Raw genomic sequence first — 25496 nt, 5'->3', positions numbered from 1 at the left:
GCCCGCTGTGCGCTTTTATGTTTCATCCTTTTTTGGCTGCTTTTTATTACAGGCCCAGGTTTTATGCCCGAATACGTCAATTGGCTTCGTCACGCTTCGCCCTACATCAACGCCCACCGCGACTGCACCTTTGTGGTCATGCTGCCCGGCGATGGTGTGGAACACCCCAACTTCGGCAATATCGTCCACGACCTGGTGCTGCTCCATAGCCTGGGTGTGCGGCTGGTATTGGTTCATGGGTCGCGCCCACAAATCGAAGCGCGCCTTGAAGCGCGCGGCCTCACCCCGGCTTATCACGAAGGCTTGCGCATCACGGATGCCGCGACGCTGGAGTGCGTAATCGACGCGGTCGGCCACCTGCGTATTGCTATCGAAGCACGCCTGTCGATGGACATGGCCTCCTCGCCGATGCAGGGCTCGCGCCTGCGCGTCGCCAGCGGCAACCTGGTGACGGCGCGGCCGATCGGAGTGCTTGAAGGCGTGGATTACCACCACACCGGCGAAGTGCGCCGGGTCGACCGCAAGGGCATCAACCGCCTGCTGGACGAGCGCTCCATCGTGTTGCTGTCGCCGTTGGGTTACTCGCCGACCGGGGAAATCTTCAACCTGGCCTGCGAAGACGTCGCCACCCGCGCCGCCATCGACCTGGGGGCCGACAAGCTGCTGCTGTTTGGCGCCGATCTGGGCCTGATCGACGAACATGGTCGCCTGGTCCGCGAGCTGCGTCCGCAGCAAGTGCCTGCGCACCTGCAGCGCCTGGGCAGCAACTATCAAGCTGAACTGTTGGACGCTGCCGCCGAAGCGTGCCGTGGCGGAGTAGGGCGCAGCCATATCGTCAGCTACGCCGAAGATGGCGCGTTGCTCACCGAGCTGTTCACCCGGGACGGCGGCGGTACGCTGGTGGCCCAGGAGCAATTCGAACAAGTGCGCGAGGCGGCGATTGAGGATGTGGGCGGTCTGCTCGACCTGATCAGCCCGCTGGAAGAGCAGGGCATTCTGGTGCGGCGTTCGCGGGAAGTGCTGGAGCGTGAGATCGAGCAGTTCAGCGTGGTTGAGCGCGAAGGCATGATCATCGCCTGTGCGGCGCTGTATCAGATCGCGGATTCGGATGCAGGGGAGCTGGCGTGTCTGGCGGTCAACCCGGAGTATCGTCACGGCGCACGCGGTGACGTGTTGCTGGAGCGCATCGAGACCCGTGCGCGGGCGCAGGGTTTGAAGACGCTGTTTGTGCTTACCACGCGAACCGCACACTGGTTTCGCGAGCGCGGGTTTGTGCCGAGCAGCGTTGACCGCCTGCCGTCAGCGCGGGCGTCGCTGTACAACTATCAGCGTAACTCGAAGATTTTCGAGAAGGCCCTGTAAGCCCGATTTTGGAACTCAAGCAGGTCTAAGTGTGGGAGCGGGCTTGCTCGCGGAGGCGGAGTGTCAGTCACTGAATGTGTTGACTGATCCAGCGCTTTCGCGAGCAAGCCCGCTCCCGCATTTGATCGCGTTCAGTCTTTGATGAATTTGTCGGTCACGAAAGCCGAGTAGTCCGGCAACACCGCTTCAACCTTCCCCTGTTCCTTCAAAAACTTTGCCGTTTCCCCAATCGCCTTCGCCGTGCCCCCTTTAAGCAGGGCATCGGTTTGCTGCGCCTGCGCATCCGGGAAAGTGCTGCCGGCCAACAGCTCAGGGATATCGGCGGCATTCGAACCTGTCAGTTTGGCGATTTTCTGCACCGGCTCTGAATCCACCGTCCAGCTGTCTTTATGGGCGGCGTAGTCGGCGAATGCATCCAGCGTGACCTTGGCAAACTTGGCCACTGTGTCAGGATGTTTTTCCGCGAAATCCTTGCGTGCCACCCACACCTCAAACGTCGGTGCACCCCACTGACCCACCTGGGCGGCGTCTGTCAGGGTTTTCCCGGTCTTGCGGATTTCCCCCAGCGCCGGTGACCACACGAACGCACCGTCGATATCGCCCCGTTTCCACGCGGCCGCAATTTCGGCGGGCTGCAGGTTCACTACTTTGACTTGTTTGGTGTCCAGCCCCCAATGCTTCAGCGCGCCGAGCAGGCTGTAATGAGAGGTTGAGACGAAGGGCGTAGCGATGGTTTTACCGATCAGGTCCTGCGGTTTGTCGATACCACTGCCATTGCGCACCACCAGGGCTTCAGAAGCATTGATCTGCGCCGATACGATAAAGGCCACGATGGGTAGATTGCGTGAAGCCGCCGCTGCGAGGGGGCTGGAACCGAGGTTGCCGATTTGCACATCGCCCGATGCAATCGCGGTTACGACGTCGGGCCCACTGTTGAAACGGCGCCAGGCAATCTTCTCGCCGAGGGCTTTTTCATAGAGGCCGTCGGCCTGTGGGACTTTGCTGGGGTCGATGCCGGTCTGGTAGCCGATGGTTAAATCGGCCGCTTTGACACCAAAAGAAAGTATTAGTGACACAAAAACTGTAACAAATTGACGGGAGGATGTGCGTTTGGCCATGATGGCGTCGCCTTTTTGATCGTGGGTGACGTATGCAACTGAACGTCCACACTAATCGATCTAAAAAAAGGCTAGTAAATACCCTTTAGGAATTAGCTTATGGAGCGGTTGATCTATGCTGATCGGCTCGCGTCATGAAAGGGCTTATTCCTGGATGGTATGAAAAAGAATGAAACAATTCTTTTTGGGTGTATGAAAAACTCATTACCCTGCAGGGACCAAATTAACTGCGGCTAGACGAAGGTAGTAGACACACAAGGTTACGATTGACTTGTCGGTCACTATCTGGCGCTAATCGCGCATCTGTGGATCGAGGGCGTCAGACCCGAGACCAAAGAAATACAAAAATTAGAAATGAGAGGAGCGGTACATGAAGAAGTCAACATTGGCGTTGGCCGTGGCTGTCGCTGCGATTGCCCAACAGGTAAACGCCGCCGGTTTCATCGACGACAGCAAAGTAACACTGGGTCTGCGTAACTTTTACATCAACACCGACAACCGTGATTTGAAGCCTTCGGCGACCTCGAACACCCGCAGCAAGAACGCTGAATGGGGCCAAGGTTTTGACCTGCGTTTCATCTCCGGCTTCACCGAAGGGACCGTTGGTTTCGGCCTTGATGCGATCGGCCTGTACGGCGTGCGTCTGGATTCCAGCCGTGCCGACCACGGTAACTACACGGGCACCGCGTCTGGCGGCACCGTGTTCCCAAGCGATGGCAACAAAGCTGTCAACGATTTCGCCAGCCTGGGTGTGACCGGTAAGGTCAAGGTTTCCCAGACCGTGCTGAAAATCGGCACCCTGCAGCCAAACAACCCGGTCATCAAGACCAACGACGGTCGTTTGCTGCCGCAAACATTCCAAGGTGGCGAGATCTCCTCGAATGAGATCAAAGACCTGACCCTGACTGCTGGTCAGATCGAGCACTCCAAGGGCCGTAACTCCAGCAACAACGAAGGCCTGTCGCTGGCGGGTGCCAACGGTAGCTCGAACTATGACGCTGGCAACTTCGTCAACAAGTTCTACTACGCCGGTGCTGACTACAAAATCACCAAGGATCTGACCGCTTCGTACTACTACGGCGAGCTGAAAGACTTCTACGCGCAGAACTTCCTGGGCTTGGTCCACAACTGGGCTATCGGTCCTGGCGTGCTGAAAAGTGACCTGCGTTACTACCGCAGCCGCGACAACGGCGCCAACGGCAACGAAGCGGGCTACTACACCTCGGGTTACTACTCGGATCACCCGACCAACGCCACCAAGGTTAAAGGCAAGGTCGATAACGATCTGTACAGCTACCTGGCGTTGTACTCGGTTGCCGGTCACACCTTCGGCGGTGGCTACCAGTACACCAAGGGCGACAGCGACTTCCCTTGGCTGAACCAGGGTGATGGTTCTTCGAACAGCACCACCACCGACATGCAAATCCAGAAGTTTGCCCGTGCTGGCGAACGCACCTGGCAAGCTCGCTACGCGTATGACTTCGCCAAGGTTGGCCTGCCAGGCCTGACTGCTGGTGTTGTGTACCTCAAAGGCAGCAACATCCAGACCACCGCCGGCGATAAAACCGAGTGGGAACGCGACCTGACTCTGGCTTACGTTGTTCCAGAAGGTCCGCTGAAAAACCTCGGCGTGGCCTGGAAAAACGCTATGTGGCGTACCGACCTGGTCAACACCCGTGCCCAGGACGAAAACCGTGTAATCGTTAGCTATAGCTACGCGTTCAAGTAAGAGCGTAAAACCTTGCCCGGCGCAACGCCGGGCAGGGTGACTTACTGTTCAAGTCGGGCTCAACCCCCGCAAGCCCTTCCTGAATCCCCTCTTTGTACAGCGTCTCAAGGCCTTCTCGAACCTTGTGATGGATGTTGATCCTCGGCCTTTGTCGCGTCCAATGAATTGATTTTTAATATTCGTTTATCGTCTAAATAAATCGATATTTATTCTTTTTAAATAATCTTCAACCCATGCACAGTGGGCTCCATAAGCACTCACCAGGAGCCACACCATGAGCCTAAGACTGGGCGACATCGCCCCCGACTTCGAACAGGATTCCAGCGCCGGCAAGATTCGTTTCCACGAATGGTTGGGCGATAGCTGGGGCGTGCTGTTTTCCCATCCGGCGGACTTCACCCCGGTGTGCACCACCGAGCTTGGCTTTACCGCCAAGCTCAAGGACGAATTCGCCCAGCGCGGCGTCAAGGCCATTGCCCTGTCGGTCGACCCGGTGGACTCGCACCACAAGTGGATCGAAGACATCAATGAAACCCAGAACACGGTCGTCAACTTCCCGATCCTGGCCGATGCCGATCGTAAAGTGTCGGACCTGTATGACCTGATCCACCCGAACGCCAGTGACACCCTCACCGTGCGCTCCTTGTTCGTGATCGACCCGAACAAGAAAATCCGCCTGACAATTACCTACCCGGCCAGCACCGGCCGCAATTTTCACGAAATCCTGCGGGTCATCGACTCGCTGCAGCTGACTGACAACCACAAGGTGGCCACGCCCGCCAACTGGCAGGACGGCGATGAGGTGGTGATTGTGCCGTCGCTCAAGGATGAGGAAGAGATCAAGAAACGCTTTCCCAAGGGCTATCGCGCAGTGAAGCCGTACCTGCGCCTCACCCCACAGCCCAACCGTTAACACGCAACCCAATGTGGGAGCGGGCTTGCTCGCGAATGCTGACTCTCAGTTGATGCATTTGAATGACACACCGCCTTCGCGAGCAAGCCCGCTCCCACATTTCAACGCATTTGCAGTCTCACATAGCAGGGGTTTTCAGGCCGTTTCGACGGCCTTTTTTTTCGCCCCAGGATATATAAAGTCCATATGCATTTATAGAATAAACAAATGAAAAAATAAGATTTAAAGATATATAAATATGCTGATAGGGTCTGTCCCATCTTGGCGCCATCGCCACACAGCGAACCGCCGACACTTGCTCAAGGAATACCTGCATGCTGGTCGTAACACTTGGAGGCAGTCCCAGCCAGCGTTCCCGCTCCGGGGTCTTGCTGGAAAAAACCCGTCAGTGGCTGCAAGACAAAGGCGTGGAAGTGGTGAGTTATCAGATACGGGACTTCCCGGCCGAAGACTTGCTGCATGCACGCTTCGACAGCCCCAAGGTCATCGACCTGCTGCAACAGGTCGCCAACGCCGACGGCCTGGTCATTGCCACCCCGGTGTACAAAGCCTCGTTCTCCGGCGCGTTGAAAACCGTGCTGGATCTGCTGCCCGAACGCGCCCTGGCCCACAAGATCGTATTGCCCATGGCCACGGGCGGCAGCATCGCGCACATGCTGGCGGTGGACTACGCGCTGAAGCCCGTGCTGTCGGCCCTCAAGGCCCAGGAATTGCTCCACGGCATTTTTGCCGAGGACAGCCAGATCGCTTATGCCGAAGGCAGCGCCCAGGCGCAGCTGGTGCCCGTGCTTGAACAGCGTTTGCACGAGGCCCTGGAGACCTTCTATAGCGCCATGGCCCGTCGCCCCAAACCGCTGGACCCCAATGTGTTGAATGAACGTTTGTTGAGTGCTCGCTGGAGCATTTAAGCCTGACCCGATTGTTGTAGTACTCACCTTACTCAGCCGCCAACGGCCAAGCAGGTGCAGCCAACCCCCTCATCGCATTTTTGGAGAGAGCGCCATGCGCACTGTCATCTTGCGTCGTGGTCTGGTCGCACTGTTCGTTGCGGCTGTGTCCTTCGGCGCCATGGTTCAAGCCCAAGCCGCCGAAACCCTGCGAATCGGCTATCAGAAGTACGGCACGCTGGTGCTGCTCAAAGCCAAGGGCACCCTGGAAAAACGCCTGGCCGCCCAAGGCGTGCAGGTGCAATGGACTGAGTTCCCCGGTGGTCCGCAACTGCTCGAAGGCCTGAACGTCGGCTCCATCGACTTCGGCGTCATCGGCGAAACCCCGCCGGTCTTCGCCCAGGCGGCCGGTGCCGATCTGCTCTACGTGGCTTACGAGCCGCCAGCGCCGACCAGTGAGGCGATCCTGGTGCCGAAAGACTCGCCGATCAAATCCGTGGCCGAGCTCAAGGGCAAGAAAATCGTGCTCAATAAAGGCTCCAACGTGCACTACCTGCTGGTGCGTGCGCTGGAAGATGCCGGCCTGAAATACACCGACGTGCAGACCGTGTTCCTGCCGCCCGCCGATGCCCGTGCCGCGTTCGAGCGTGGCAGTGTCGACGCCTGGGTGATCTGGGACCCGTACCAGGCTGCTGCCGAGAAACAACTGCAGGCACGCACCCTGCGTGACGGCACCGGCATTGCCGACAACCACCAGTTCTACCTGGCGACCAAGCCCTATGCCACGCAGCACCCTGAAGTGATCAAGGCGCTGGTGGAGGAAGTGCGCGCAGTGGGCGAATGGTCCAAGGCCAACCCGCAGGAAGTCACCGAACAAGTCGCACCGCTGCTTGGCCTGCCGGCTGACATCACCCTGACCTCGGTGAAGCGCCAAGGCTACGGCGCGCTGTTTCTGACCCCGGACGTGGTTGCCGCCCAGCAGAAAATCGCCGACAGCTTCTACCAGCTCAAACTGATCCCCAAACCCTTGAACATCAAGGACGTTATCTGGACGCCACCCGCCGCCGTTGCCACAGCGCCGTAATCCGATTTCTTCAGGAGACAACTCCATGAGCCTCAATATTTTCTGGTTCCTGCCTACCCACGGCGACGGCCATTACCTTGGCACCGCCGAAGGCGCTCGCGCCGTCGATCACGGTTATCTGCAGCAAGTGGCCCAGGCCGCTGACCGCCTGGGGTTTGGTGGTGTGCTGATTCCCACCGGCCGCTCCTGCGAAGACTCGTGGCTGGTGGCCGCCTCGCTGATCCCGGTGACCCAGCGTTTGAAATTCCTTGTGGCTCTGCGCCCCGGGATCATTTCCCCGACGGTGGCCGCACGTCAGGCCGCGACTCTGGATCGCCTGTCCGGCGGCCGTGCGCTGTTCAACCTGGTCACCGGTGGTGATCCGGAAGAACTGGCCGGCGACGGCTTGTTCCTCAGCCACGAAGAGCGCTACCAGGCCTCGGTCGAATTCACGCGCATCTGGCGCCGTGTGCTCGAAGGCGAAACCGTGGACTACGACGGCGAGCACATCAGCGTCAAAGGCGCCAAATTGCTCTACCCGCCGATCCAGCAACCGCGTCCGCCGCTGTACTTCGGCGGTTCTTCCGAAGCGGCGCAGGACCTGGCAGCCGAACAGGTGGAAATGGTCCTGACCTGGGGCGAACCGCCGGCCGCCGTCGCGGAAAAAATCGAACAGGTGCGCGCCAAGGCCGCGAAGCTCGGGCGTACCGTGCGCTTTGGTATTCGCCTGCATGTGATCGTGCGTGAAACTAACGATGAAGCGTGGAAGGCCGCCGACAAGCTGATCTCCCACTTGGATGACGACACCATCGCGCGTGCCCAGGCGTCCCTGGCGCGCTTCGATTCCGTCGGCCAGCAACGCATGGCCGCCTTGCACGGCGGCAACCGCGACAACCTCGAGGTCAGCCCCAACCTGTGGGCCGGCGTTGGCCTGGTACGTGGCGGCGCAGGCACCGCGCTGGTGGGCGATGGCCCGACCGTCGCGGCACGCGTCAATGAATACGCTGCGTTGGGCATCGACACGTTCATCTTCTCGGGTTATCCACACCTGGAAGAATCGTATCGGGTGGCCGAACTGCTGTTCCCGCACTTGGATATCGAACGTCCCGAGCTGCCCAAAAGCGCCGGTTACGTCAGCCCGTTCGGCGAGATGGTTGCCAACGACATCCTTCCCAAAGCGGCGTCGCAGAGCTGAGGCGTAGTCATGAACTATGAAAAATTAAGCCATCGTGTCGCGCCTTGGGTGCTGCCAATCCTGTTGCTGGCGGTGTGGCAGCTGTCGGTGTCGGCGGGCTGGTTGTCGACCCGCATTCTGCCGGCGCCGAGTGCGGTGATCGAGGCTGGGGTCAACCTGGTTCGCACGGGCGAAATCTGGACGCACCTGGCTATCAGCGGCTGGCGTGCCGGCCTGGGTTTTGTGATCGGTGGCAGCATCGGTTTGGCCCTGGGCTTTATCACCGGCCTGTCGAAATGGGGCGAACGCCTGTTGGACAGTTCGGTGCAGATGATCCGCAACGTGCCGCACCTGGCGCTGATTCCGCTGGTGATCCTGTGGTTCGGCATTGACGAGACCGCGAAGATTTTCCTGGTCGCCCTCGGCACACTGTTCCCGATTTACCTGAACACCTATCACGGCATCCGCAACGTCGACCCGGCGCTGGTAGAAATGTCGCGCAGCTATGGCTTGTCCGGCTTCAGCCTGTTCCGCCAGGTGATTCTGCCGGGTGCGCTGCCGTCGATCCTGGTCGGCGTGCGCTTTGCCCTGGGCTTTATGTGGCTGACGCTGATCGTGGCGGAAACCATCTCGGCCAGCTCCGGCATCGGTTATCTGGCGATGAATGCGCGTGAATTTCTGCAAACCGACGTGGTGGTATTGGCCATCGTCATGTACGCCATCCTCGGCAAGCTGGCCGACCTGGCCGCGCGCGGTCTGGAGCGTGTGTGGCTGCGCTGGCACCCGGCGTATCAAGTGAATAAAGGCGGTGCGGCATGACGGCTCAACAACCTCCGCGCCTGCTCAAGGGTATCCCGCTGGCGGTGCGCAAATTGCGCAAGGCCTTTGGTGCGCGGGAAGTACTTAAAGAAATTGATCTGCACATTCCCGCCGGCCAGTTCGTGGCGGTGGTGGGGCGCAGCGGCTGCGGCAAAAGTACCTTGCTGCGTTTGTTGGCTGGCCTGGACAAAGCCAGCGGCGGCGAGTTGCTGGCGGGCTCTGCGCCGCTTGGCGATGCGATTGAAGACACGCGGTTGATGTTTCAGGAAGCGCGCCTGCTGCCGTGGAAAAAGATCATCGACAACGTGGGTCTGGGTCTGAAGGGCAACTGGCGTCCCAAGGCGCTTGAAGCGCTGGAAGCGGTTGGCCTGGCCGAGCGTGCCAACGAGTGGCCCGCGGCCTTGTCCGGTGGCCAGAAGCAGCGCGTGGCCCTGGCCCGCGCGCTGATTCATCAGCCGCGCCTGCTGCTGCTGGATGAGCCGCTGGGCGCGCTGGATGCCCTGACCCGTATCGAAATGCAGCAGCTGATCGAAAACCTCTGGCAGAAGCACGGCTTTACCGTGTTGCTGGTGACCCACGACGTCAGTGAAGCCGTGGCGATTGCCGACCGGGTGATCCTCATCGAGGACGGCGAGATCGGTCTGGACCTGATTGTCGACCTGCCGCGCCCACGCGCCCGGGGCTCACATCGCCTGGCGGCGCTGGAAGCCGAAGTGCTTAACCGTGTGCTGTCGTTGCCCGGCACGCCGCCTGAACCCGAACCTGTTTCACCGCTGCCTACGCAATTGCGTTGGGCTCAATAACTTACTTGTCCCACGAAGGAAAAACACCATGACTATCAAAGCCATCAACGTGCGTAACCAGTTCAAGGGCACCATCAAGGAAATCGTCGAAGGCGACGTGCTTTCCGAAATCGATGTTCAGACAGCGTCTGGCATCGTGACTTCTGTGATCACCACGCGCTCGGTCAAAGAGTTGGAGCTGGTGATTGGCAGCGAAGTGATTGCCTTTGTGAAGTCCACTGAGGTGTCGATCGCCAAGTTGTGATTGCCGTCGCTCTGGAGGCTGCCTTCGCGGGCAAGCCCGCTCCCAGACTTGACCGAGTTCCAACGCTGGAATGCATTCAAATGTGGGAGCGGGCTTGCTCGCGAAGAGGCCGGCCCAGTCACCACAAGCCTTACCGCTTGGGCAAATACGTCGGCAAATAAAGCCCCACATACGCATCAAACACCCGCATCCCTTCTTCTGCCATGCGCGGCGTGATCTGGCCGTGCTGATGCACCGAGCGCGCGTAAACGCGGTCGCTGAGTTCCAGCGCCAGGGCGAACACATCCACATCAGCGGGCAACGTCGGCACTTCGAAGTGACGATTGAACACCTCCAGCATCAAATCCCCCAGTTCCAGATCATGCTGACGGTCCGCCTGGGTCACTTCGGTCAGCCCATGCTGGGCCAGGATCAACTGGCGTGCGGCGGCGTCATGGTCGTAGACACTGAGCATGCGTTGCTCGACGAGGCAGGACAGGTCACGCCAATGCTTGAGTGACTCATGCTCGATGGGCGCCTGGATTGCAGCGCGGAAGGCGGCGTGCACGTCGGCGGTCAGGGCTTCCAGCAACGCCGGCACACTGGCAAAAAAGTGATACACCGACGACGGTGGAATCTGCGCGCGCTCGGCCACGCTGTAGATCGACAGACTGGCCACGCCTTCGGTTGCCAGCAAGGTGCGGGCGGCGTCGAGGATCGCATCAATCCGGGCCTGGCTGCGGGCACGGGGTTTGCGAGGAGCGGCGGGGCGAGTCGTCATGGAAGTCTCCTACAAGGCAGCGGGCATTGTATGAGCACACAAGTGTGTTGTCTGCCGCGCCGCCTTCGCAGGCAAGCCAGCTCCCACATTTGACTGCGTTCCGAAGTGGGAACTCGGTTAAATGTGGGAGCTGGCTTGCCTGCGAATGGACCAACCCGGTCTCCATGAATAAACCCATAAAAAAACGCCACAGACCAAAAGCCTGTGGCGTTTTTTCAATCCAGCAACCGCTTACACGGTATGCAGGTACCAGTTGTACTCAAGGTCGGAGATGGAGTGTTCAAACTCCTCCAGCTCACTTTCCTTACAGGCGACGAAGATATCGATGTACTTAGGATCGATGTACTTGGCCATCACCTCGCTGTCGTCCAACTCGCGCAGGGCATCGCGCAGGTTGTTCGGCAGGCTTTGTTCGTTCTGCTCGTAGCTGTTGCCTTCCACTGGAGCGCCCGGTTCGATTTTGTTGGTCAGTCCGTGGTGCACGCCTGCCAGGACCGAAGCCATCAGCAGGTAAGGGTTGGCGTCGGCGCCGGCCACGCGGTGTTCGATACGTACGGCATCGGACGAGCCGGTCGGTACGCGAATCGCCACGGTGCGGTTATCCAGGCCCCAGCACGGCGAGTTCGGCACGTAGAACTGTGCGCCGAAACGACGGTAGGAGTTGACGTTGGGGCACAGGAACGCCATTTGGGCGGGTAGGGTCTCGAGCACACCGCCGATCGCGTGACGCAATGCGGCGTTCTGCTCGGGATCCTCGCTGGCAAAGATGTTCTTGCCGTCCTTGTCCAGGATCGAAATGTGTACGTGCAAACCGTTGCCCGCCTGGCCTGGGTAAGGCTTGGCCATGAAGGTGGTGTCCATCTCATGGTCGTAGGCGATGTTCTTGATCAGGCGCTTGAGCAGTACCGCGTAGTCGCAGGCCTTGATCGGGTCGGCCACGTGGTGCAGGTTCACTTCGAACTGCGCCGGGGCACTTTCCTTGACGATGGCGTCGGCAGGGATGCCTTGCTCTTTGGCCCCTTCCAGAATGTCCTGGAGGCAGTCGACGTATTCGTCGAGGTCGTCGATCAGGTAGACCTGTGTCGAGTGCGGGCGTTTGCCGGAGATCGGCGAGCGGGGCGGTTGGGGGCGGCCGTTCACGTTCTCCTGGTCGATCAGGTAGAACTCGAGCTCGAAGGCGGCGCAGATGGTCAGACCGAGGTCGTCGAATTTGCTGACAACTTGGCGGAGCACTTCGCGAGGATCGGCGAAGAAAGGTTCACCTTCAAGTTCGTGCATGGTCATCAGCAGTTGCGCGGTGGGGCGCTTTTGCCAGGGTTCATTGCACAGGGTGTCGGGGATCGGATAACAGATTCGGTCAGCATCACCGATGTCTAGACCCAGGCCGGTGCTTTCCACCGTCGAGCCGTTGATATCCAGGGCAAATAAAGAGGCAGGCAGGTTAATGCCCTTCTCGTAAACCTTGTGGAGGCTGGTGCGTTCGATGCGCTTGCCGCGCACCACACCATTCATATCCGCAATTAGAAGGTCTACGTACAGAACCTCAGGATGATCCTTAAGGAACGCGTTCGCTTCGTTAAGCTGAACGGCACGCGGGGGTACCGACATGATGCAACACCTTTGTTGTTAAAAATATCAATCATTGATCTTTTCTGGTTTCAGTCAACCCGAACGGCATGCCGAAGTCAAGCGAGGCCTTTTTTGCCCTAAAAAAGCGCCTTGAGGCCTTTTTTGGGGCTTTTTGGGGCGGTTTTTTGGGTTTGGAGGGCTTGGGACTAGCAGGCTTGAGCGGGCCGTGTTGTATTTTTTACGGGGGTGTTGTGTAAAAAAATGAACAAGGCTAAGCTCGATTCAAACCCATAACAGCAATAATACCGGGGTGCTTCATGTCTCGCCTGCCGTTAATCGGCGTCACCGCCTGCTCCAAACAGGTCGGTCTGCATGCTTATCACATCAGTGGCGACAAATACGTCCGTGCAGTGGCCACCGCTGCCAAGGGCTTGCCATTGATCATTCCATCCTTGGGCGATCTGCTCGACCCGGCCAATATTTTTGACGGCCTGGATGGCATTCTATTTACCGGCTCTCCTTCCAATATCGAACCCTTTCATTACGACGGTCCGGCCAGCGCGCCCGGGACTGCTCATGATTCTGCACGCGACCAGACCACCTTGCCGTTGCTGCGTGCCGCGATTGCGGCAGGCGTGCCGGTGCTGGGCATCTGCCGTGGCTTCCAGGAAATGAACGTGGCGTTTGGCGGCAGCCTGCACCAGAAGGTTCATGAAGTGCCGGGCATGATGGATCACCGCGAAGACGACACTCAGCCGTTGGAGGTCCAGTACGGCCCGGCGCACGCCGTGGCGATCTCCCCGAATGGGGTATTGGCAAGCCTGGGGTTGCCGCAGACGATCCAGGTCAATTCGATTCACAGCCAGGGCGTTGACCGCCTGGCGCCCGGTTTGCAGGTCGAAGCCACCGCGCCTGATGGGCTGATCGAAGCTTTTTCTTACACCGCGGGCAAGGCTTTTGCTTTAGGAGTGCAATGGCACCCCGAATGGCAGGTAAGCTCTAACCCGCACTACCTCGCGATCTTCCAGGCCTTTGGTTCGGCCTGTCGACAGCGGGCGATGCAACGCGACGCGGATGCTGCGTCAACTTACGCCTGACCTTTAATGGATGTCAGGAAACACAGCCCAGAGGCATTTATGAGTAACAACCTCGACCAGCTCACCGATTGGTTGAAAGACCACAAGATCACAGAAGTCGAATGCATGATTGGCGACCTCACCGGCATCACCCGGGGCAAGATCTCGCCGACCAACAAGTTCATCGCCGAAAAAGGCATGCGCCTGCCCGAGAGCGTTCTGTTGCAGACCGTGACCGGCGACTATGTCGAAGACGACATCTATTACGAATTGCTCGACCCGGCCGACATCGACATGATCTGCCGCCCGGACCAGAACGCCGTATTCCTGGTGCCCTGGGCCATCGAGCCCACCGCCCAGGTGATTCACGACACCTACGACAAGCAAGGCAACCCGATCGAGCTGTCGCCGCGCAACGTGCTCAAGAAAGTCCTCAAGTTGTACTCCGACAGAGGCTGGCAGCCCATCGTGGCGCCGGAGATGGAGTTCTACCTGACCAAACGCTGCGAAGACCCGGACTTCCCGCTGCAACCGCCGATCGGCCGTTCCGGGCGCCCGGAGACCGGTCGCCAATCCTTCTCTATAGAAGCGGCCAACGAATTCGACCCATTGTTCGAAGACGTCTACGACTGGTGCGAGCTGCAGGAGCTGGACCTCGACACGCTGATCCACGAGGACGGCACGGCGCAGATGGAAATCAACTTCCGTCACGGCGATGCCCTGTCCCTGGCCGACCAGATCCTGGTGTTCAAGCGCACCATGCGTGAAGCCGCGCTCAAGCACAACGTGGCCGCCACCTTCATGGCCAAGCCGATGACCGGCGAGCCCGGCAGCGCGATGCACTTGCACCAGAGCATCATCGACATCGCCACTGGCAAGAACGTCTTCTCCAATGAAGACGGGACCATGAGCCAACTGTTCCTCAACCACATTGGCGGCCTGCAGAAATTCATCCCTGAGTTGCTGCCGCTGTTTGCCCCCAACGTGAACTCGTTCCGCCGCTTCCTGCCCGACACCTCGGCGCCGGTGAATGTGGAGTGGGGCGAAGAGAACCGCACCGTGGGCCTGCGCGTACCGGATGCCGGCCCGCAGAACCGTCGCGTCGAAAACCGCCTGCCGGGCGCCGACGCCAACCCGTACCTGGCAATTGCCGCCAGCCTGTTGTGCGGCTACATCGGCATGGTCGAAGGCCATAACCCGAGCGCGCCCGTGGTGGGTCGTGGCTACGAGCGGCGCAACCTGCGCCTGCCGTTGACCATCGAAGACGCCCTGGAACGCATGGAAAACAGCAAGACCATCGAGAAATACCTGGGTCAAAAATTCATCACAGGCTACGTCGCGGTCAAGCGGGCCGAGCATGAAAACTTCAAGCGCGTGATCAGTTCATGGGAGCGGGAATTCCTGCTCTTCGCCGTCTGATGCGCCGGGCGCGCCGCAGGATTGGCGCGCCCTCACCTGAAAAAGTCTAGGAGATTGGTATGTCCAGCAACAACCCGCAAACCCGTGAATGGCAAGCCTTGAGCAACGATCACCACCTGGCGCCGTTCAGTGACTTCAAGCAATTGAAAGTGAAAGGCCCACGGATCATCACCAAAGCCCACGGCGTTTACCTGTGGGACAGCGAAGGCAACAAGATCCTCGACGGCATGGCCGGCCTGTGGTGCGTGGCGATCGGTTACGGTCGCGATGAACTGGCTGACGCCGCCGCCAAGCAGATGAAAGAACTGCCCTACTACAACCTGTTTTTCCAGACTGCTCACCCGCCGGTGCTGGAGTTGGCCAAGGTTATTTCCGACATCGCACCGGCCGGCATGAACCACGTGTTCTTCACCGGTTCAGGCTCCGAAGGCAACGACACCATGTTGCGCATGGTCCGCCACTACTGGGCAGTCAAAGGCCAGCCGAACAAGAAGACCATCATCAGCCGCAAGAATGGCTACCACGGCTCTACCGTGGCCGGCGCGAGCCTGGGCGGCATGACCTATATGCATGAACAGGGCGACTTGCCGATCCCGGGCATCACCCACATCGCCCAGCCGTACTGGTATGGCGAAGGCGGCGACATGAGCCCGGAAGAGTTCGGGGTGTGGGCCGCCAACCAGTTGGAAGAGAAGATTCTGGAACTGGGCGTGGACAACGTCGGTGCCTTTATTGCCGAGCCGATCCAGGGCGCCGGTGGTGTGATCGTGCCGCCAGAAACCTACTGGCCGCGCATCAAGGAAATCCTCGCCAAGTACGACATCCTGTTTGTTGCTGATGAAGTGATCTGCGGTTTCGGCCGGACCGGTGAGTGGTTCGGCAGCGACTTCTACGACCTCAAGCCGCACATGATGACCATCGCCAAAGGCCTGACCTCGGGTTACATCCCCATGGGCGGCCTGATCGTGCACGACGACGTGGTCGCCGTGCTCAATGAAGGTGGCGATTTCAACCACGGCTTCACCTATTCAGGTCACCCGGTAGCGGCAGCCGTGGCGCTGGAAAACATCCGCATCCTGCGCGATGAAAAAATCGTTAACCGTGTGCACGAAGAAACGGCACCGTATTTGCAGAAACGTCTGAGGGAACTGGCTGATCACCCGTTGGTGGGTGAAGTTCGCGGAGTCGGCATGCTCGGGGCGATTGAGCTGGTGCAGGACAAGGCCACGCGCAAACGTTACGAAGGCCGTGGTGTGGGCATGATCTGCCGCACGTTCTGCTTCGAGAACGGCCTGATCATGCGCGCCGTGGGCGACACCATGATCATTTCGCCGTCGCTGGTGATCAGCAAGGCGGAAATCGACGAGCTGGTGACCAAGGCTCGCCAGTGCCTGGACCTGACTTTGGCGGCATTGCAGGGCTAAGTGCTAGGCTCAGGGCGCAGCGGCTTCGGGTGCTGCGTCCGGGCAGTTACAAAAACGCAGTAATAAGGGCGCTTTGGTTGAAAGCCGGCCCCTGAACTTGCCAGACTGTCGCCCTGTTTTGTTGCCCTTTGGAAGGGCCGCTGAACGTGTAAAAAATGTGGCCCAAAAAAGAAAAATTGGAGCATCACCAAATGAAGGCATTAGGTTTGAAGAACGCTGGCAAGACCCTCCTCGCCTTGTCCCTGTTGGGCGCAATGGCGGGCGCGGCCCAGGCAGACGATAAAGTGCTGCACGTCTATAACTGGTCCGACTACATTGCACCGGACACCATCGCCAACTTTGAAAAAGAGTCGGGCATTAAAGTGGTGTACGACGTTTTCGACAGCAACGAGACGCTGGAAGCCAAGTTGCTGGCAGGCAAGTCCGGTTACGACATCGTCGTACCGTCGAACAACTTCCTCGCCAAGCAGATCAAGGCCGGTGTCTATCAGGAGCTGGACAAGTCCAAGCTGCCCAACTACGACAACCTGAACAAATCCCTGCTCAAGGCCGTGTCGGTCAGCGACCCGGACAACAAGCACGCCTTCCCGTACATGTGGGGCTCGATCGGTATCGGCTACAACCCGGAGAAGGTCAAGGCTGCACTGGGCATCGACAAGATCGAATCCTGGGACACCATCCTCAAGCCGGAAAACCTCGCCAAGCTGAAAGGCTGCGGCGTGAGCTTCCTCGATTCGCCAACCGAAATGCTGCCGGTGGCCCTGCATTACCTGGGGCTGCCGACCGACACCCAGAAAAAGGCCGACCTCAAGCAAGCCGAGGACCTGTTCCTCAAGCTGCGCCCTTCGATCGGCTACTTCCACTCGTCCAAGTACATCTCGGACCTGGCCAACGGCAACATCTGCGTAGCCGTGGGCTACTCGGGTGACATCCAGCAGGCCAAATCCCGCGCGGCTGAAGCCGGTGGCAAGGTCAAGGTGGCCTACGACATTCCGAAAGAAGGCGCCGGCAGTTTCTATGACATGGTCGCCATCCCTAAAGATGCCGAAAACGTCGACGCTGCCTACAAGTTCATGAACTACCTGCTGGAGCCGAAAGTCATGGCTGCCATCACCAACAGCGTACGTTTCCCGAACGGTAACGAGAAAGCGACCCCACTGGTCGACAAAGACATCACCAGCGACCCGGGCATCTACCCGTCCGCCGATGTGCAAGCCAAGCTCTACGCCATTGCTGACTTGCCGGCTGCAACTCAGCGTGAAATGACCCGCAGCTGGACCAAAATCAAATCGGGTAAATAAGCCTTAAACCCTGTGGGAGCGGGCTTGTGTGGGAGCGGCGGTTCGACGATTCGATTTGCTCGCCAAAGCGGTGTATCAGTTGATGCACCTGCTGGCTGACACATCGCCTTCGCGAGCAAGCCCGCTCCTCCTAAACCGACTTCCACAAATTAAATGACAGAAAGTTTTGCCGGATCGGTTTATCGAGGGTAAGTTGCGCGCCGGTTTTGTTGCCGGGCAACAACTTTAAGGCCCAACTATTTAAGAGGACCTCCACTTGCCAATTTCTTTATTTCGCAAAGCCGTGCTGGTAGGTGCAGGTATCACGCTGGCTGTCAGCGTGCAGGCCGCGCCGACTGTGCATATTTATAACTGGTCGGACTACATCGGCCCCGACACCCTGGCCAACTTCGAAAAGGCCAGCGGCATCAAGCCCGTGTATGACGTGTTTGATTCCAATGAAACCCTGGAAGGCAAGTTGCTCGCCGGGCGCACCGGTTACGACGTGGTCGTGCCGTCGAACCACTTCCTCGGCAAGCAGATCAAGGCCGGGGCGTTCCAGAAGCTCGACAAGTCATTGCTGACCCATTATGCAAACCTCGACCCGGCGCTGCTCAAGCGTCTGGAAAAGAACGATCCGGGTAACCAGTACGCCGTGCCGTATCTGTGGGGCACCAACGGGATCGGTTACAACGTCGAAAAAGTCAAAGAAGTACTGGGCGTCGACCATATCGATTCCTGGGCCGTGCTGTTCGAGCCGGAGAACATGAAAAAGCTGGCCACCTGTGGCGTCTCGTTCATGGACTCGGCCGATGAAATGCTGCCGGCGGTGCTCAACTACATGGGCCTGAACCCCAACAGCACCAACCCGGCCGACTATAAAAAGGCCGAAGAGAAACTGCTGAAAGTGCGTCCTTACGTGACTTACTTCCACTCGTCCAAGTACATTTCGGACCTGGCCAACGGCAACATCTGCGTGGCGGCAGGTTTCTCCGGTGATGTGTTCCAGGCCAAGGCCCGCGCGGCCGAGGCGGGCAAGGGCGTGAAGATCGCCTACGCGATTCCGAAAGAAGGCGGCAACCTGTGGTTTGACGTGCTGGCGATCCCGGCGGATGCCACCAACGTTAAAGAGGCCCACGCCTACATCAACTATTTACTGCAACCTGAGGTGATCGCTCAGGTCAGTGATTACGTCGGTTACGCCAACCCTAACCCCGGGGCGGACAAACTGATGGAGCAATCGATACGCACCGACGCAGCGGTTTACCCACCGCAGGCGGTTCTCGACCGGACGTTTGTCAACTTCGAGTTACCCCCGAACGTGCAGCGTTTAATGACCCGTAGCTGGACCAAGGTCAAGACGGGCAAGTAAGGCTTAAAGCTCAAACTATCCAAGGTTTCGCCCGTATTGGGTGAACCTCAAATTTTGTTGGGAGTTTCGTAAATGGCAGTTGCCTCCGGCGCCTATAAGAAAGCCCTCGAGGGCGACCAGACACCGAAAAAGGTGTTGGTCAAAATCGACCGGGTCACGAAGAAGTTCGACGAGACGATTGCCGTGGACGATGTGTCCCTGGAAATCAAGAAAGGCGAGATCTTCGCCTTGCTCGGCGGTTCGGGTTCGGGCAAATCCACTTTGCTGCGCATGCTCGCAGGCTTCGAGCGCCCAACCGAAGGTCGCATTTACCTCGACGGTGTGGACATCACCGACATGCCGCCGTATGAGCGGCCGATCAACATGATGTTCCAGTCCTACGCCTTGTTCCCGCACATGACGGTAGCGCAGAACATCGCGTTCGGCCTGCAGCAGGACAAGATTCCCAAGGCTGAAGTCGACGCCCGCGTGGCCGAGATGCTCAAGCTGGTGCAGATGAGCCAGTACGCCAAGCGCAAGCCGCACCAGTTGTCCGGTGGCCAGCGTCAGCGTGTGGCCTTGGCGCGTTCCCTGGCCAAGCGCCCGAAACTGCTGCTGCTCGATGAGCCGATGGGTGCCCTCGACAAGAAGCTGCGTTCGCAAATGCAGCTGGAGCTGGTGGAGATCATCGAGCGCGTGGGCGTGACCTGCGTGATGGTGACCCACGACCAGGAAGAGGCCATGACCATGGCCGAGCGCATCGCGATCATGCACCTGGGCTGGATTGCGCAGATCGGCAGCCCGATCGACATCTACGAAACGCCTACCAGCCGCCTGGTGTGCGAGTTCATCGGCAACGTGAACATCTTCGACACCCAAGTGGTGGACGACGCCGAAGGCCACGCGGTGCTCAAGTGCCCGGACCTGGACCGCGACATCTACGTGGGCTACGGCATCGCCACGGCGGTGGAAGACAAGTCGGTGACCTACGCCATCCGCCCTGAAAAGCTGCTGGTGACCACCGAAATGCCGACCTGTGAGCACAACTGGTCCAGCGGCAAGGTGCACGACATCGCCTACCTGGGCGGCCACTCGGTGTTCTACGTCGAGCTGCCGAGCGGCAAGCTGGTGCAGTCCTTCGTCGCCAACGCCGAGCGCCGTGGCCAGCGCCCAACCTGGGGTGACCAGGTGTATGTGTGGTGGGAAGACGACAGCGGCGTGGTGCTTCGCTCATGAATATGAAGAAGTTCAAACGCCAGCTGCAACGAATAACACCCGGTGGCCGGCATGTGGTCATCGGGATCCCTTTCCTCTGGCTGTTTCTGTTTTTCGCGCTGCCGTTCTTCATCGTCTTGAAGATCAGCTTTGCCGAAGCCGACGTAGCGATCCCGCCTTACACCGAGATCTACACCTTCGTTGAGCAAAAGCTGCAACTGGTGCTCAACCTGGGCAACTACGCGATGCTGGGTGACGACGAGTTGTACATCGCCGCGTACCTGGGCTCGCTGAAGATGGCGTTTTTCAGCACGATCCTGTGCCTGTTGATCGGCTATCCGATGGCCTACGCCATTGCCAGCGCACGTAAAGAGATGCAGACCGTGCTGGTGCTGCTGATCATGATGCCGACCTGGACCGCGATTCTGATCCGCGTGTATGCGTGGATGGGCATCCTCAGCAACAACGGTTTGCTCAACGGCTTCCTGATGTCCATCGGGTTGATCAACGAACCGCTGCAGATCCTCAACACCAACATCGCGGTGTACATCGGCGTGGTCTATTCGTACCTGCCGTTCATGATCCTGCCGCTGTACGCCAACCTCGTCAAACACGACCAGAGCCTGCTGGAAGCCGCGTCCGACCTGGGCTCGAGCACCTTCAACAGCTTCTGGAAAATCACCGTGCCGCTGTCCAAGAACGGCATCATCGCCGGCTGCATGCTGGTGTTCATTCCGGTGGTGGGCGAGTTCGTGATCCCGGAACTGCTCGGCGGCCCGGAAACGCTGATGATCGGTAAAGTGCTGTGGCAAGAATTCTTCAACAACCGTGACTGGCCGGTGGCGTCTGCCCTGGCGGTGGTGATGCTGGCGATCCTGATTGTGCCGATCATCCTGTTTAACCGCAGCCAAGCCAAAGAGATGGAGGGCAAGATATGAAGCGCTTCAGTTTCTCGAGTTTCATGCTGGTGGCGGGGTTGCTGTTCATCTACCTGCCGATGCTGATCCTGGTGATCTACTCGTTCAACGAATCCAAGCTGGTGACGGTGTGGGGCGGTTGGTCGATCAAGTGGTACGTGGGCCTGCTGGACAACACCCAGTTGATGGGCTCGGTGGCACGCTCCCTGGAAATCGCCTGCTACACGGCGGTGGCCGCCGTGGCGCTGGGGACGTTGGCGGCGTTCGTGCTGACGCGCATCAGTCACTTCAAGGGCCGCACGCTGTTCGGCGGCCTGGTAACGGCGCCACTGGTCATGCCCGAGGTGATCACCGGTCTGTCGCTGTTGCTGCTGTTCGTGGCCATGGCGCAGATGATCGGTTGGCCCCAGGAGCGTGGCATCGTCACTATCTGGATCGCCCACACCACGTTCTGTGCGGCGTATGTGGCGGTGGTGGTGTCGGCGCGCTTGCGTGAGCTGGACCTGTCGATTGAAGAAGCGGCGATGGACCTGGGCGCGCGGCCGTGGAAGGTGTTCTTCCTGATCACCATCCCGATGATTGCGCCGTCGTTGGCGGCGGGCGGCATGATGTCGTTCGCGCTGTCGCTGGATGACCTGGTACTGGCCAGCTTCGTGTCCGGTCCAGGCTCGACGACCTTGCCGATGGAAGTATTCTCGGCCGTGCGTCTTGGGGTTAAGCCCGAGATCAACGCCGTGGCCAGCCTGATCCTGTTGGCGGTGTCGCTGGTGACCTTCCTGGTGTGGTTCTTCAGCCGCCGTGCCGAAGAGCACCGCAAGAAAGCCATTCAGCAAGCGATTGAAGAAGCGGCTGCGGATGGCTGGCAGCAGCCGGACAAGCGCCGGGCGCCTGCTCCGGTCTAACCCGCGCAGCCTGGCGGAACCGGCTCAAAAATGTGGGAGCGGGCTTGCTCGCGAATGCGGTGGATCAGTCAGTACATCTGGTGACTGACACTCCGCATTCGCGAGCAAGCCCGCTCCCACATTTGATTGTATTTCAGGCTGATTAAGCCGCCCACGGCGACTTGCGAATCACCTCGACAAAATTCATCGGCTTGAACCCCGGCTCCTGATCCACCAACACATCCGTCTTCACGTTGCCAAACGTGGTCTGCGGGCGATGGCGCAAGCCGTCGGCAAACGCGCAGATAATGCACTCCTTGAACCCTTCACCGCGTGGATGCGCATGCACCACGGCTTCGCGCTGCACGCTGGAAAACGCGGCGTAGTCCATGCCCAGCACGTCCATCTCGACACCGGCGGTTACCAGCGCCACGGTCGGGCGCAGATGCTGCGGCACGCCCGGCGTGGTGTGCAGGGCGATGGACAGCCACACCTGTTCGATATCGTCGTCGCTCAGCCCGTAAGGCTTGAGGAACGCCGCCGCTGCATTGGCGCCGTCCACTTCAAAGCGCTCGTTGTCGCTGCGATGGCCTTCAACCAGGCCGAGGTCATGGAACATGGCGCCGACGTAAAGCAGCTCCGGGTTGTAGGCCAGTTGTTTGCGCTCACCGCTCAGCACGCCGAACAGGAATACGCGGCGGGAGTGGTGGTAGAGCAGGTCGGATTCGACGTCGCGGATGTACTCGGTGGTGGCCTTGGCCAAGGCGCTGTCCGGGATCTGGATGCCGGCGATGGTGGTGCTCATGGTCGTTCTCCTCAACAAAGCGCCGGGGGTGGCGCCGATGAGTCCAGTCTGGGCGCGCGCCCGCGACGGGGCCATCGCGGCGAGGATGCGATGTCGGCCAATGTGGCGCGATATCGCGCCAGCGGGAATAGTCTCTTGAAGCCTAAGAGGATCAAATGTGGGAGCGGCGGTGCGACGATTCGACTTGCTCGCGAAAGTGGTATGTCAGTTAATGCGTGTGTCAACTGAACTACCGCATTCGCGAGCAAGCCCGCTCCCACAGGGGTTTTGCATTTATTCAGTTAGAAAAGGTGTTTGCAGCATGGGCAAAACCGTCGCCATCCTGATCTTCCCCGGCGTCCAGTCACTGGACGTGACCGGTCCCATGGATGTGTTCTGCGAGGCCAACCGTTTTCTGCCGCCGCAAGACCACTACCAGCTTGAAGTGCTCGGCCTGGGCCACGGCACACTGACCGCCTCTAATGGCTTGTCGCTGCAGGCCCACCGGCATTACAGCGAAGCCCTGCAAGCCTACGACCTGCTGCTGGTTGCCGGTGGCCCGCAATTGCCCTTCGAGGATTTCGGCGCGCCGTTTGATGACTGGCTACGTGCCGCCGCCGCGCGGGCGCAGCGCTTCGGTTCGATCTGCAACGGCGCCTTCATGCTGGCGCGAGCCGGCTTGCTGGACGGCAAAACCGTCACCACCCACTGGAACGATGCCGCCGACCTGGCGTGTCTGTGCCCCTCGGCCCAGGTCGACGCCGACCGCCTCTACGTGCAGGACGGCAACCTCTACACCTCGGCCGGGGTCACGGCCGGCATCGACTTGTCACTGTTTCTGCTGGCCCAGGACCATGGTCCGGAAGTCGCGCTGAGCGTGGCCAAACGCCTGGTGGTGTTTACCCAGCGCTCGGGCGGGCAGTCGCAGTTCAGTCCGTTCCTGACGCCCCACGCCGAAAGCACCTCGGCGGTGGCGTTGGTGCAGTTGTACGTGCTGGCGAACCTGACCGGTGATTTGACCATCGCCGACCTGGCCAAGGCGGCGAATATGAGCGCGCGCAATTTCTCCCGGGTGTTTGCCCGTGAGGCGCGCATCACCCCGGCGGAGTTTGTCGAGCGGGCGCGGGTGGATGCGGCGCGGGTGATGCTCGAAAGCAGCCCTGCGCCACTCAAGACCGTGGCCTATCAATGCGGGTTTCGCGACGCCCAGCACATGCGCAGCGTGTTCAACCGCCGGCTGGGCGTGACGCCGCAGCAGTTCCGGCTTAACTTTGCGGCGCCGGTTTGAGCGTGTCGTAGGCTTCCAGCGCACGCAGCGAGTAGATGTACGCGGCGCCGGCATTCAGCGAGATCGCGGTGGCAAGCGTGGCCGCCACTTCTTCGCGGGTCGCGCCGGCCTTGATCGCCGCGTCGGCATGTACGCCGATGCAGCCGTCGCAGCGTGTGGTGATGGCCACGGCGATGGAAATCAGCTCACGGGTCTTGGCGTCGAGTACATTGTTTTCCTCGGCAGCCTCGCCCAGCGCCATGTAGGCTTTGACCATCTTCGGGTTGCTCTTGCCCAGCGCGCCAAAGGCTTTCTTCACGGTAGGCAGCAAGTCGGACCAGTTATTGAACATTGCGGTAACTCCTGAACAGGTGGGGTGTGAAGCCAGTTTCTGCTGTTCGGCGTTGGCGTTATTGTTCGATCCGCTCATCTTTTTGACCGATGCTCGCAAATGAATTCGATCGACACGCTTATTGCGCTGGCCAACCTGCGCGGCAGTCTGGATTTGCGTTGCCAGTTCCAGGGCGACTGGGCGCTGGATCACCCGCCTGAGAAATTTGGCGTAGCGCCGTACCACATCGTGCTCAGCGGAACGTGCCGTGCAGAGCTCTCGGGTGGGCAGCAGGTGACGCTGGAGGAGGGCGACATCCTGCTGATGCCCGGCGGTGCCACCCATTTGTTGCGCAGCCAGGGTGCGCGTATCCGACCGATGCAGCCGCAGGTCATCGAAGGGGGCGTGCTGCCGGTGCATCGCTTGGGCGGCGCGCGGCCAGAGGTCGACATGCTGTGCGGTAGCTTTCACTACAACCGCCAGTCTTTGCTGTTCAGTGCGTTGCCGGAGTATTTGGTGGTGTCCAGCCGGCAGTGGCAGGGCGACGAGCAGTTGGCGGCGCTGATCGCGCTGCTGCGCAGCGAAGCGGACGGCGAGCAACTGGGCGCGCGCTCGTTTATCGATGCGCTGTCGTTGGCGTTATTTACCCTGGTTCTGCGCACCTGGCTGACCCGTCAGGCGCCCGTGGCCGGCACCTTCGCCCTGCTCGCCGACAAGCGCCTGACCAAGGCCTGGCAGGCGATGCTGGCCGAGCCCGGTCATGAATGGACCATCGACAGCCTGGCCGCTGCGGCGACGATGTCGCGGGCCACCTTCATGCGTGCGTTTGTGAAAGTGGCGGGTGTGTCGCCGTGGGTGCTGCTGACTCAGCTGCGCATGGAGCTGGCGTTCAACCTGCTGCGCCAGTCGCGCTTGAGCCTGCTGGATATCGCCGCCCAGGTGGGTTATCAGTCCCAGGCGGCGTTCAGCAAGAAGTTCAAGGACACCTATGGCGAAGCGCCGGGGCGAATGCGCACACGATAGTCGCTACAACACAAAGCAAATGTGGGAGCGGGCTTGCTCGCGAATGCAGGGAGTCAGTCGATACATCTGGTGACTGATACTGCGCAT

The 25496-nt window shown here is 59.7% G+C and carries 24 protein-coding genes; 19 read left to right on the top strand and 5 right to left on the bottom strand.

What is annotated here, in order from left to right:
• Positions 1–63: 63 nt before the first annotated feature.
• The gene (argA, locus tag AC19YS_RS07020; protein ID WP_119737335.1) at positions 64–1362 is read left to right on the top strand and encodes an amino-acid N-acetyltransferase; all 1299 of its coding nucleotides are present in this window, start codon (positions 64–66) and stop codon (positions 1360–1362) included.
• A gap of 131 nt (positions 1363–1493) precedes the next feature.
• Here the strand turns inward: argA and tauA are convergent, their stop codons facing one another.
• The gene (gene tauA / locus AC19YS_RS07015; protein WP_124418703.1) at positions 1494–2480 is read right to left on the bottom strand and encodes a taurine ABC transporter substrate-binding protein; all 987 of its coding nucleotides are present in this window, start codon (positions 2478–2480) and stop codon (positions 1494–1496) included.
• Between the two features lie 370 nt (positions 2481–2850).
• Between tauA and AC19YS_RS07010 the strand changes: the two genes are divergently transcribed.
• The 8 genes from AC19YS_RS07010 to AC19YS_RS06975 all read left to right on the top strand — a co-directional run bounded on the left by AC19YS_RS07010 (position 2851) and on the right by AC19YS_RS06975 (position 10112).
• Positions 2851–4209: an OprD family porin gene (locus tag AC19YS_RS07010; RefSeq protein WP_106575756.1), complete on the top strand. Its 1359-nt coding sequence runs from the start codon at positions 2851–2853 to the stop codon at positions 4207–4209.
• A gap of 274 nt (positions 4210–4483) precedes the next feature.
• Positions 4484–5122: a peroxiredoxin gene (locus AC19YS_RS07005; RefSeq protein ID WP_015886425.1), complete on the top strand. Its 639-nt coding sequence runs from the start codon at positions 4484–4486 to the stop codon at positions 5120–5122.
• Between the two features lie 314 nt (positions 5123–5436).
• Positions 5437–6030: an NADPH-dependent FMN reductase gene (gene ssuE / locus AC19YS_RS07000; RefSeq protein WP_106575754.1), complete on the top strand. Its 594-nt coding sequence runs from the start codon at positions 5437–5439 to the stop codon at positions 6028–6030.
• 94 nt (positions 6031–6124) lie between these two features.
• On the top strand, positions 6125–7093 hold the full coding sequence (locus AC19YS_RS06995) for a sulfonate ABC transporter substrate-binding protein (protein ID WP_500601308.1): 969 nt from the start codon (positions 6125–6127) through the stop codon (positions 7091–7093).
• Positions 7094–7118: 25 nt separating this feature from the next.
• Positions 7119–8267, top strand: a complete 1149-nt coding sequence (ssuD, locus tag AC19YS_RS06990; RefSeq protein WP_106575752.1) for an FMNH2-dependent alkanesulfonate monooxygenase — start codon at positions 7119–7121, stop codon at positions 8265–8267.
• Between the two features lie 9 nt (positions 8268–8276).
• On the top strand, positions 8277–9065 hold the full coding sequence (ssuC, locus tag AC19YS_RS06985; protein WP_106575751.1) for an aliphatic sulfonate ABC transporter permease SsuC: 789 nt from the start codon (positions 8277–8279) through the stop codon (positions 9063–9065).
• The gene (ssuB, locus tag AC19YS_RS06980; protein ID WP_106575750.1) at positions 9062–9868 is read left to right on the top strand and encodes an aliphatic sulfonates ABC transporter ATP-binding protein; all 807 of its coding nucleotides are present in this window, start codon (positions 9062–9064) and stop codon (positions 9866–9868) included. The genes ssuC and ssuB overlap by 4 nt, the downstream gene beginning before the upstream one ends.
• Positions 9869–9896: 28 nt before the next feature.
• Positions 9897–10112, top strand: coding sequence for a TOBE domain-containing protein (locus AC19YS_RS06975; protein ID WP_003213899.1), 216 nt, complete (start codon positions 9897–9899; stop codon positions 10110–10112).
• 130 nt (positions 10113–10242) lie between these two features.
• On the opposite strand, the gene AC19YS_RS06970 is transcribed toward AC19YS_RS06975, so the two are convergent.
• Positions 10243–10872 carry a TetR/AcrR family transcriptional regulator gene (locus AC19YS_RS06970; protein ID WP_500601305.1) on the bottom strand — a complete coding sequence of 210 codons (630 nt, stop codon included), beginning with the start codon at positions 10870–10872 and terminating at the stop codon, positions 10243–10245.
• A gap of 231 nt (positions 10873–11103) precedes the next feature.
• Entirely contained in the window at positions 11104–12480 is a 1377-nt protein-coding gene (locus AC19YS_RS06965; protein WP_003213894.1) for a glutamine synthetase family protein, read from the bottom strand.
• Between the two features lie 278 nt (positions 12481–12758).
• Between AC19YS_RS06965 and AC19YS_RS06960 the strand changes: the two genes are divergently transcribed.
• From AC19YS_RS06960 to AC19YS_RS06925, 8 genes are all read left to right on the top strand, one after another.
• Positions 12759–13538 carry a gamma-glutamyl-gamma-aminobutyrate hydrolase family protein gene (locus AC19YS_RS06960; RefSeq protein ID WP_106575748.1) on the top strand — a complete coding sequence of 260 codons (780 nt, stop codon included), beginning with the start codon at positions 12759–12761 and terminating at the stop codon, positions 13536–13538.
• A 39-nt stretch (positions 13539–13577) separates the two neighbouring features.
• On the top strand, positions 13578–14936 hold the full coding sequence (locus AC19YS_RS06955) for a glutamine synthetase family protein (protein WP_017139534.1): 1359 nt from the start codon (positions 13578–13580) through the stop codon (positions 14934–14936).
• Positions 14937–14995: 59 nt separating this feature from the next.
• Positions 14996–16360 carry an aspartate aminotransferase family protein gene (locus tag AC19YS_RS06950; RefSeq protein WP_179676506.1) on the top strand — a complete coding sequence of 455 codons (1365 nt, stop codon included), beginning with the start codon at positions 14996–14998 and terminating at the stop codon, positions 16358–16360.
• Positions 16361–16566: 206 nt separating this feature from the next.
• Complete coding sequence (locus tag AC19YS_RS06945; protein ID WP_367242287.1) at positions 16567–17661, top strand: polyamine ABC transporter substrate-binding protein; 1095 nt, start codon at positions 16567–16569, stop codon at positions 17659–17661.
• Between the two features lie 256 nt (positions 17662–17917).
• The gene (locus AC19YS_RS06940) at positions 17918–19012 is read left to right on the top strand and encodes a polyamine ABC transporter substrate-binding protein (protein ID WP_169367803.1); all 1095 of its coding nucleotides are present in this window, start codon (positions 17918–17920) and stop codon (positions 19010–19012) included.
• A 72-nt stretch (positions 19013–19084) separates the two neighbouring features.
• Complete coding sequence (locus AC19YS_RS06935; RefSeq protein WP_003176776.1) at positions 19085–20227, top strand: ABC transporter ATP-binding protein; 1143 nt, start codon at positions 19085–19087, stop codon at positions 20225–20227.
• Positions 20224–21144, top strand: a complete 921-nt coding sequence (locus tag AC19YS_RS06930; protein WP_017139530.1) for an ABC transporter permease subunit — start codon at positions 20224–20226, stop codon at positions 21142–21144. Before AC19YS_RS06935 ends, AC19YS_RS06930 begins: the two co-directional genes overlap by 4 nt.
• The gene (locus AC19YS_RS06925; RefSeq protein ID WP_106575745.1) at positions 21141–22025 is read left to right on the top strand and encodes an ABC transporter permease subunit; all 885 of its coding nucleotides are present in this window, start codon (positions 21141–21143) and stop codon (positions 22023–22025) included. Before AC19YS_RS06930 ends, AC19YS_RS06925 begins: the two co-directional genes overlap by 4 nt.
• Positions 22026–22167: 142 nt before the next feature.
• On the opposite strand, the gene AC19YS_RS06920 is transcribed toward AC19YS_RS06925, so the two are convergent.
• Entirely contained in the window at positions 22168–22809 is a 642-nt protein-coding gene (locus tag AC19YS_RS06920; protein ID WP_500601302.1) for an HD domain-containing protein, read from the bottom strand.
• Between the two features lie 301 nt (positions 22810–23110).
• On the opposite strand from AC19YS_RS06920, the gene AC19YS_RS06915 reads away from it, so the two are divergent.
• Positions 23111–24076 (top strand): GlxA family transcriptional regulator, encoded by a 966-nt coding sequence (locus AC19YS_RS06915; protein WP_500601300.1) that lies wholly within the window; start codon positions 23111–23113, stop codon positions 24074–24076.
• On the opposite strand, the gene AC19YS_RS06910 is transcribed toward AC19YS_RS06915, so the two are convergent.
• Positions 24054–24407 (bottom strand): carboxymuconolactone decarboxylase family protein, encoded by a 354-nt coding sequence (locus AC19YS_RS06910; RefSeq protein ID WP_016973032.1) that lies wholly within the window; start codon positions 24405–24407, stop codon positions 24054–24056. The genes AC19YS_RS06915 and AC19YS_RS06910 overlap by 23 nt on opposite strands.
• A gap of 99 nt (positions 24408–24506) precedes the next feature.
• Here AC19YS_RS06910 and AC19YS_RS06905 point away from each other — a divergent pair, with 99 nt between their 5' ends.
• Positions 24507–25409 (top strand): AraC family transcriptional regulator, encoded by a 903-nt coding sequence (locus AC19YS_RS06905; protein WP_500601297.1) that lies wholly within the window; start codon positions 24507–24509, stop codon positions 25407–25409.
• The last annotated feature ends 87 nt before the right edge of the window (positions 25410–25496 follow it).

The sequence above is a fragment of the Pseudomonas sp. MF08831 genome (genome assembly GCF_059862645.1).
Note: the sequence above shows the minus strand (reverse complement) of the source record. Positions and strands in the feature narration are given on the sequence as shown.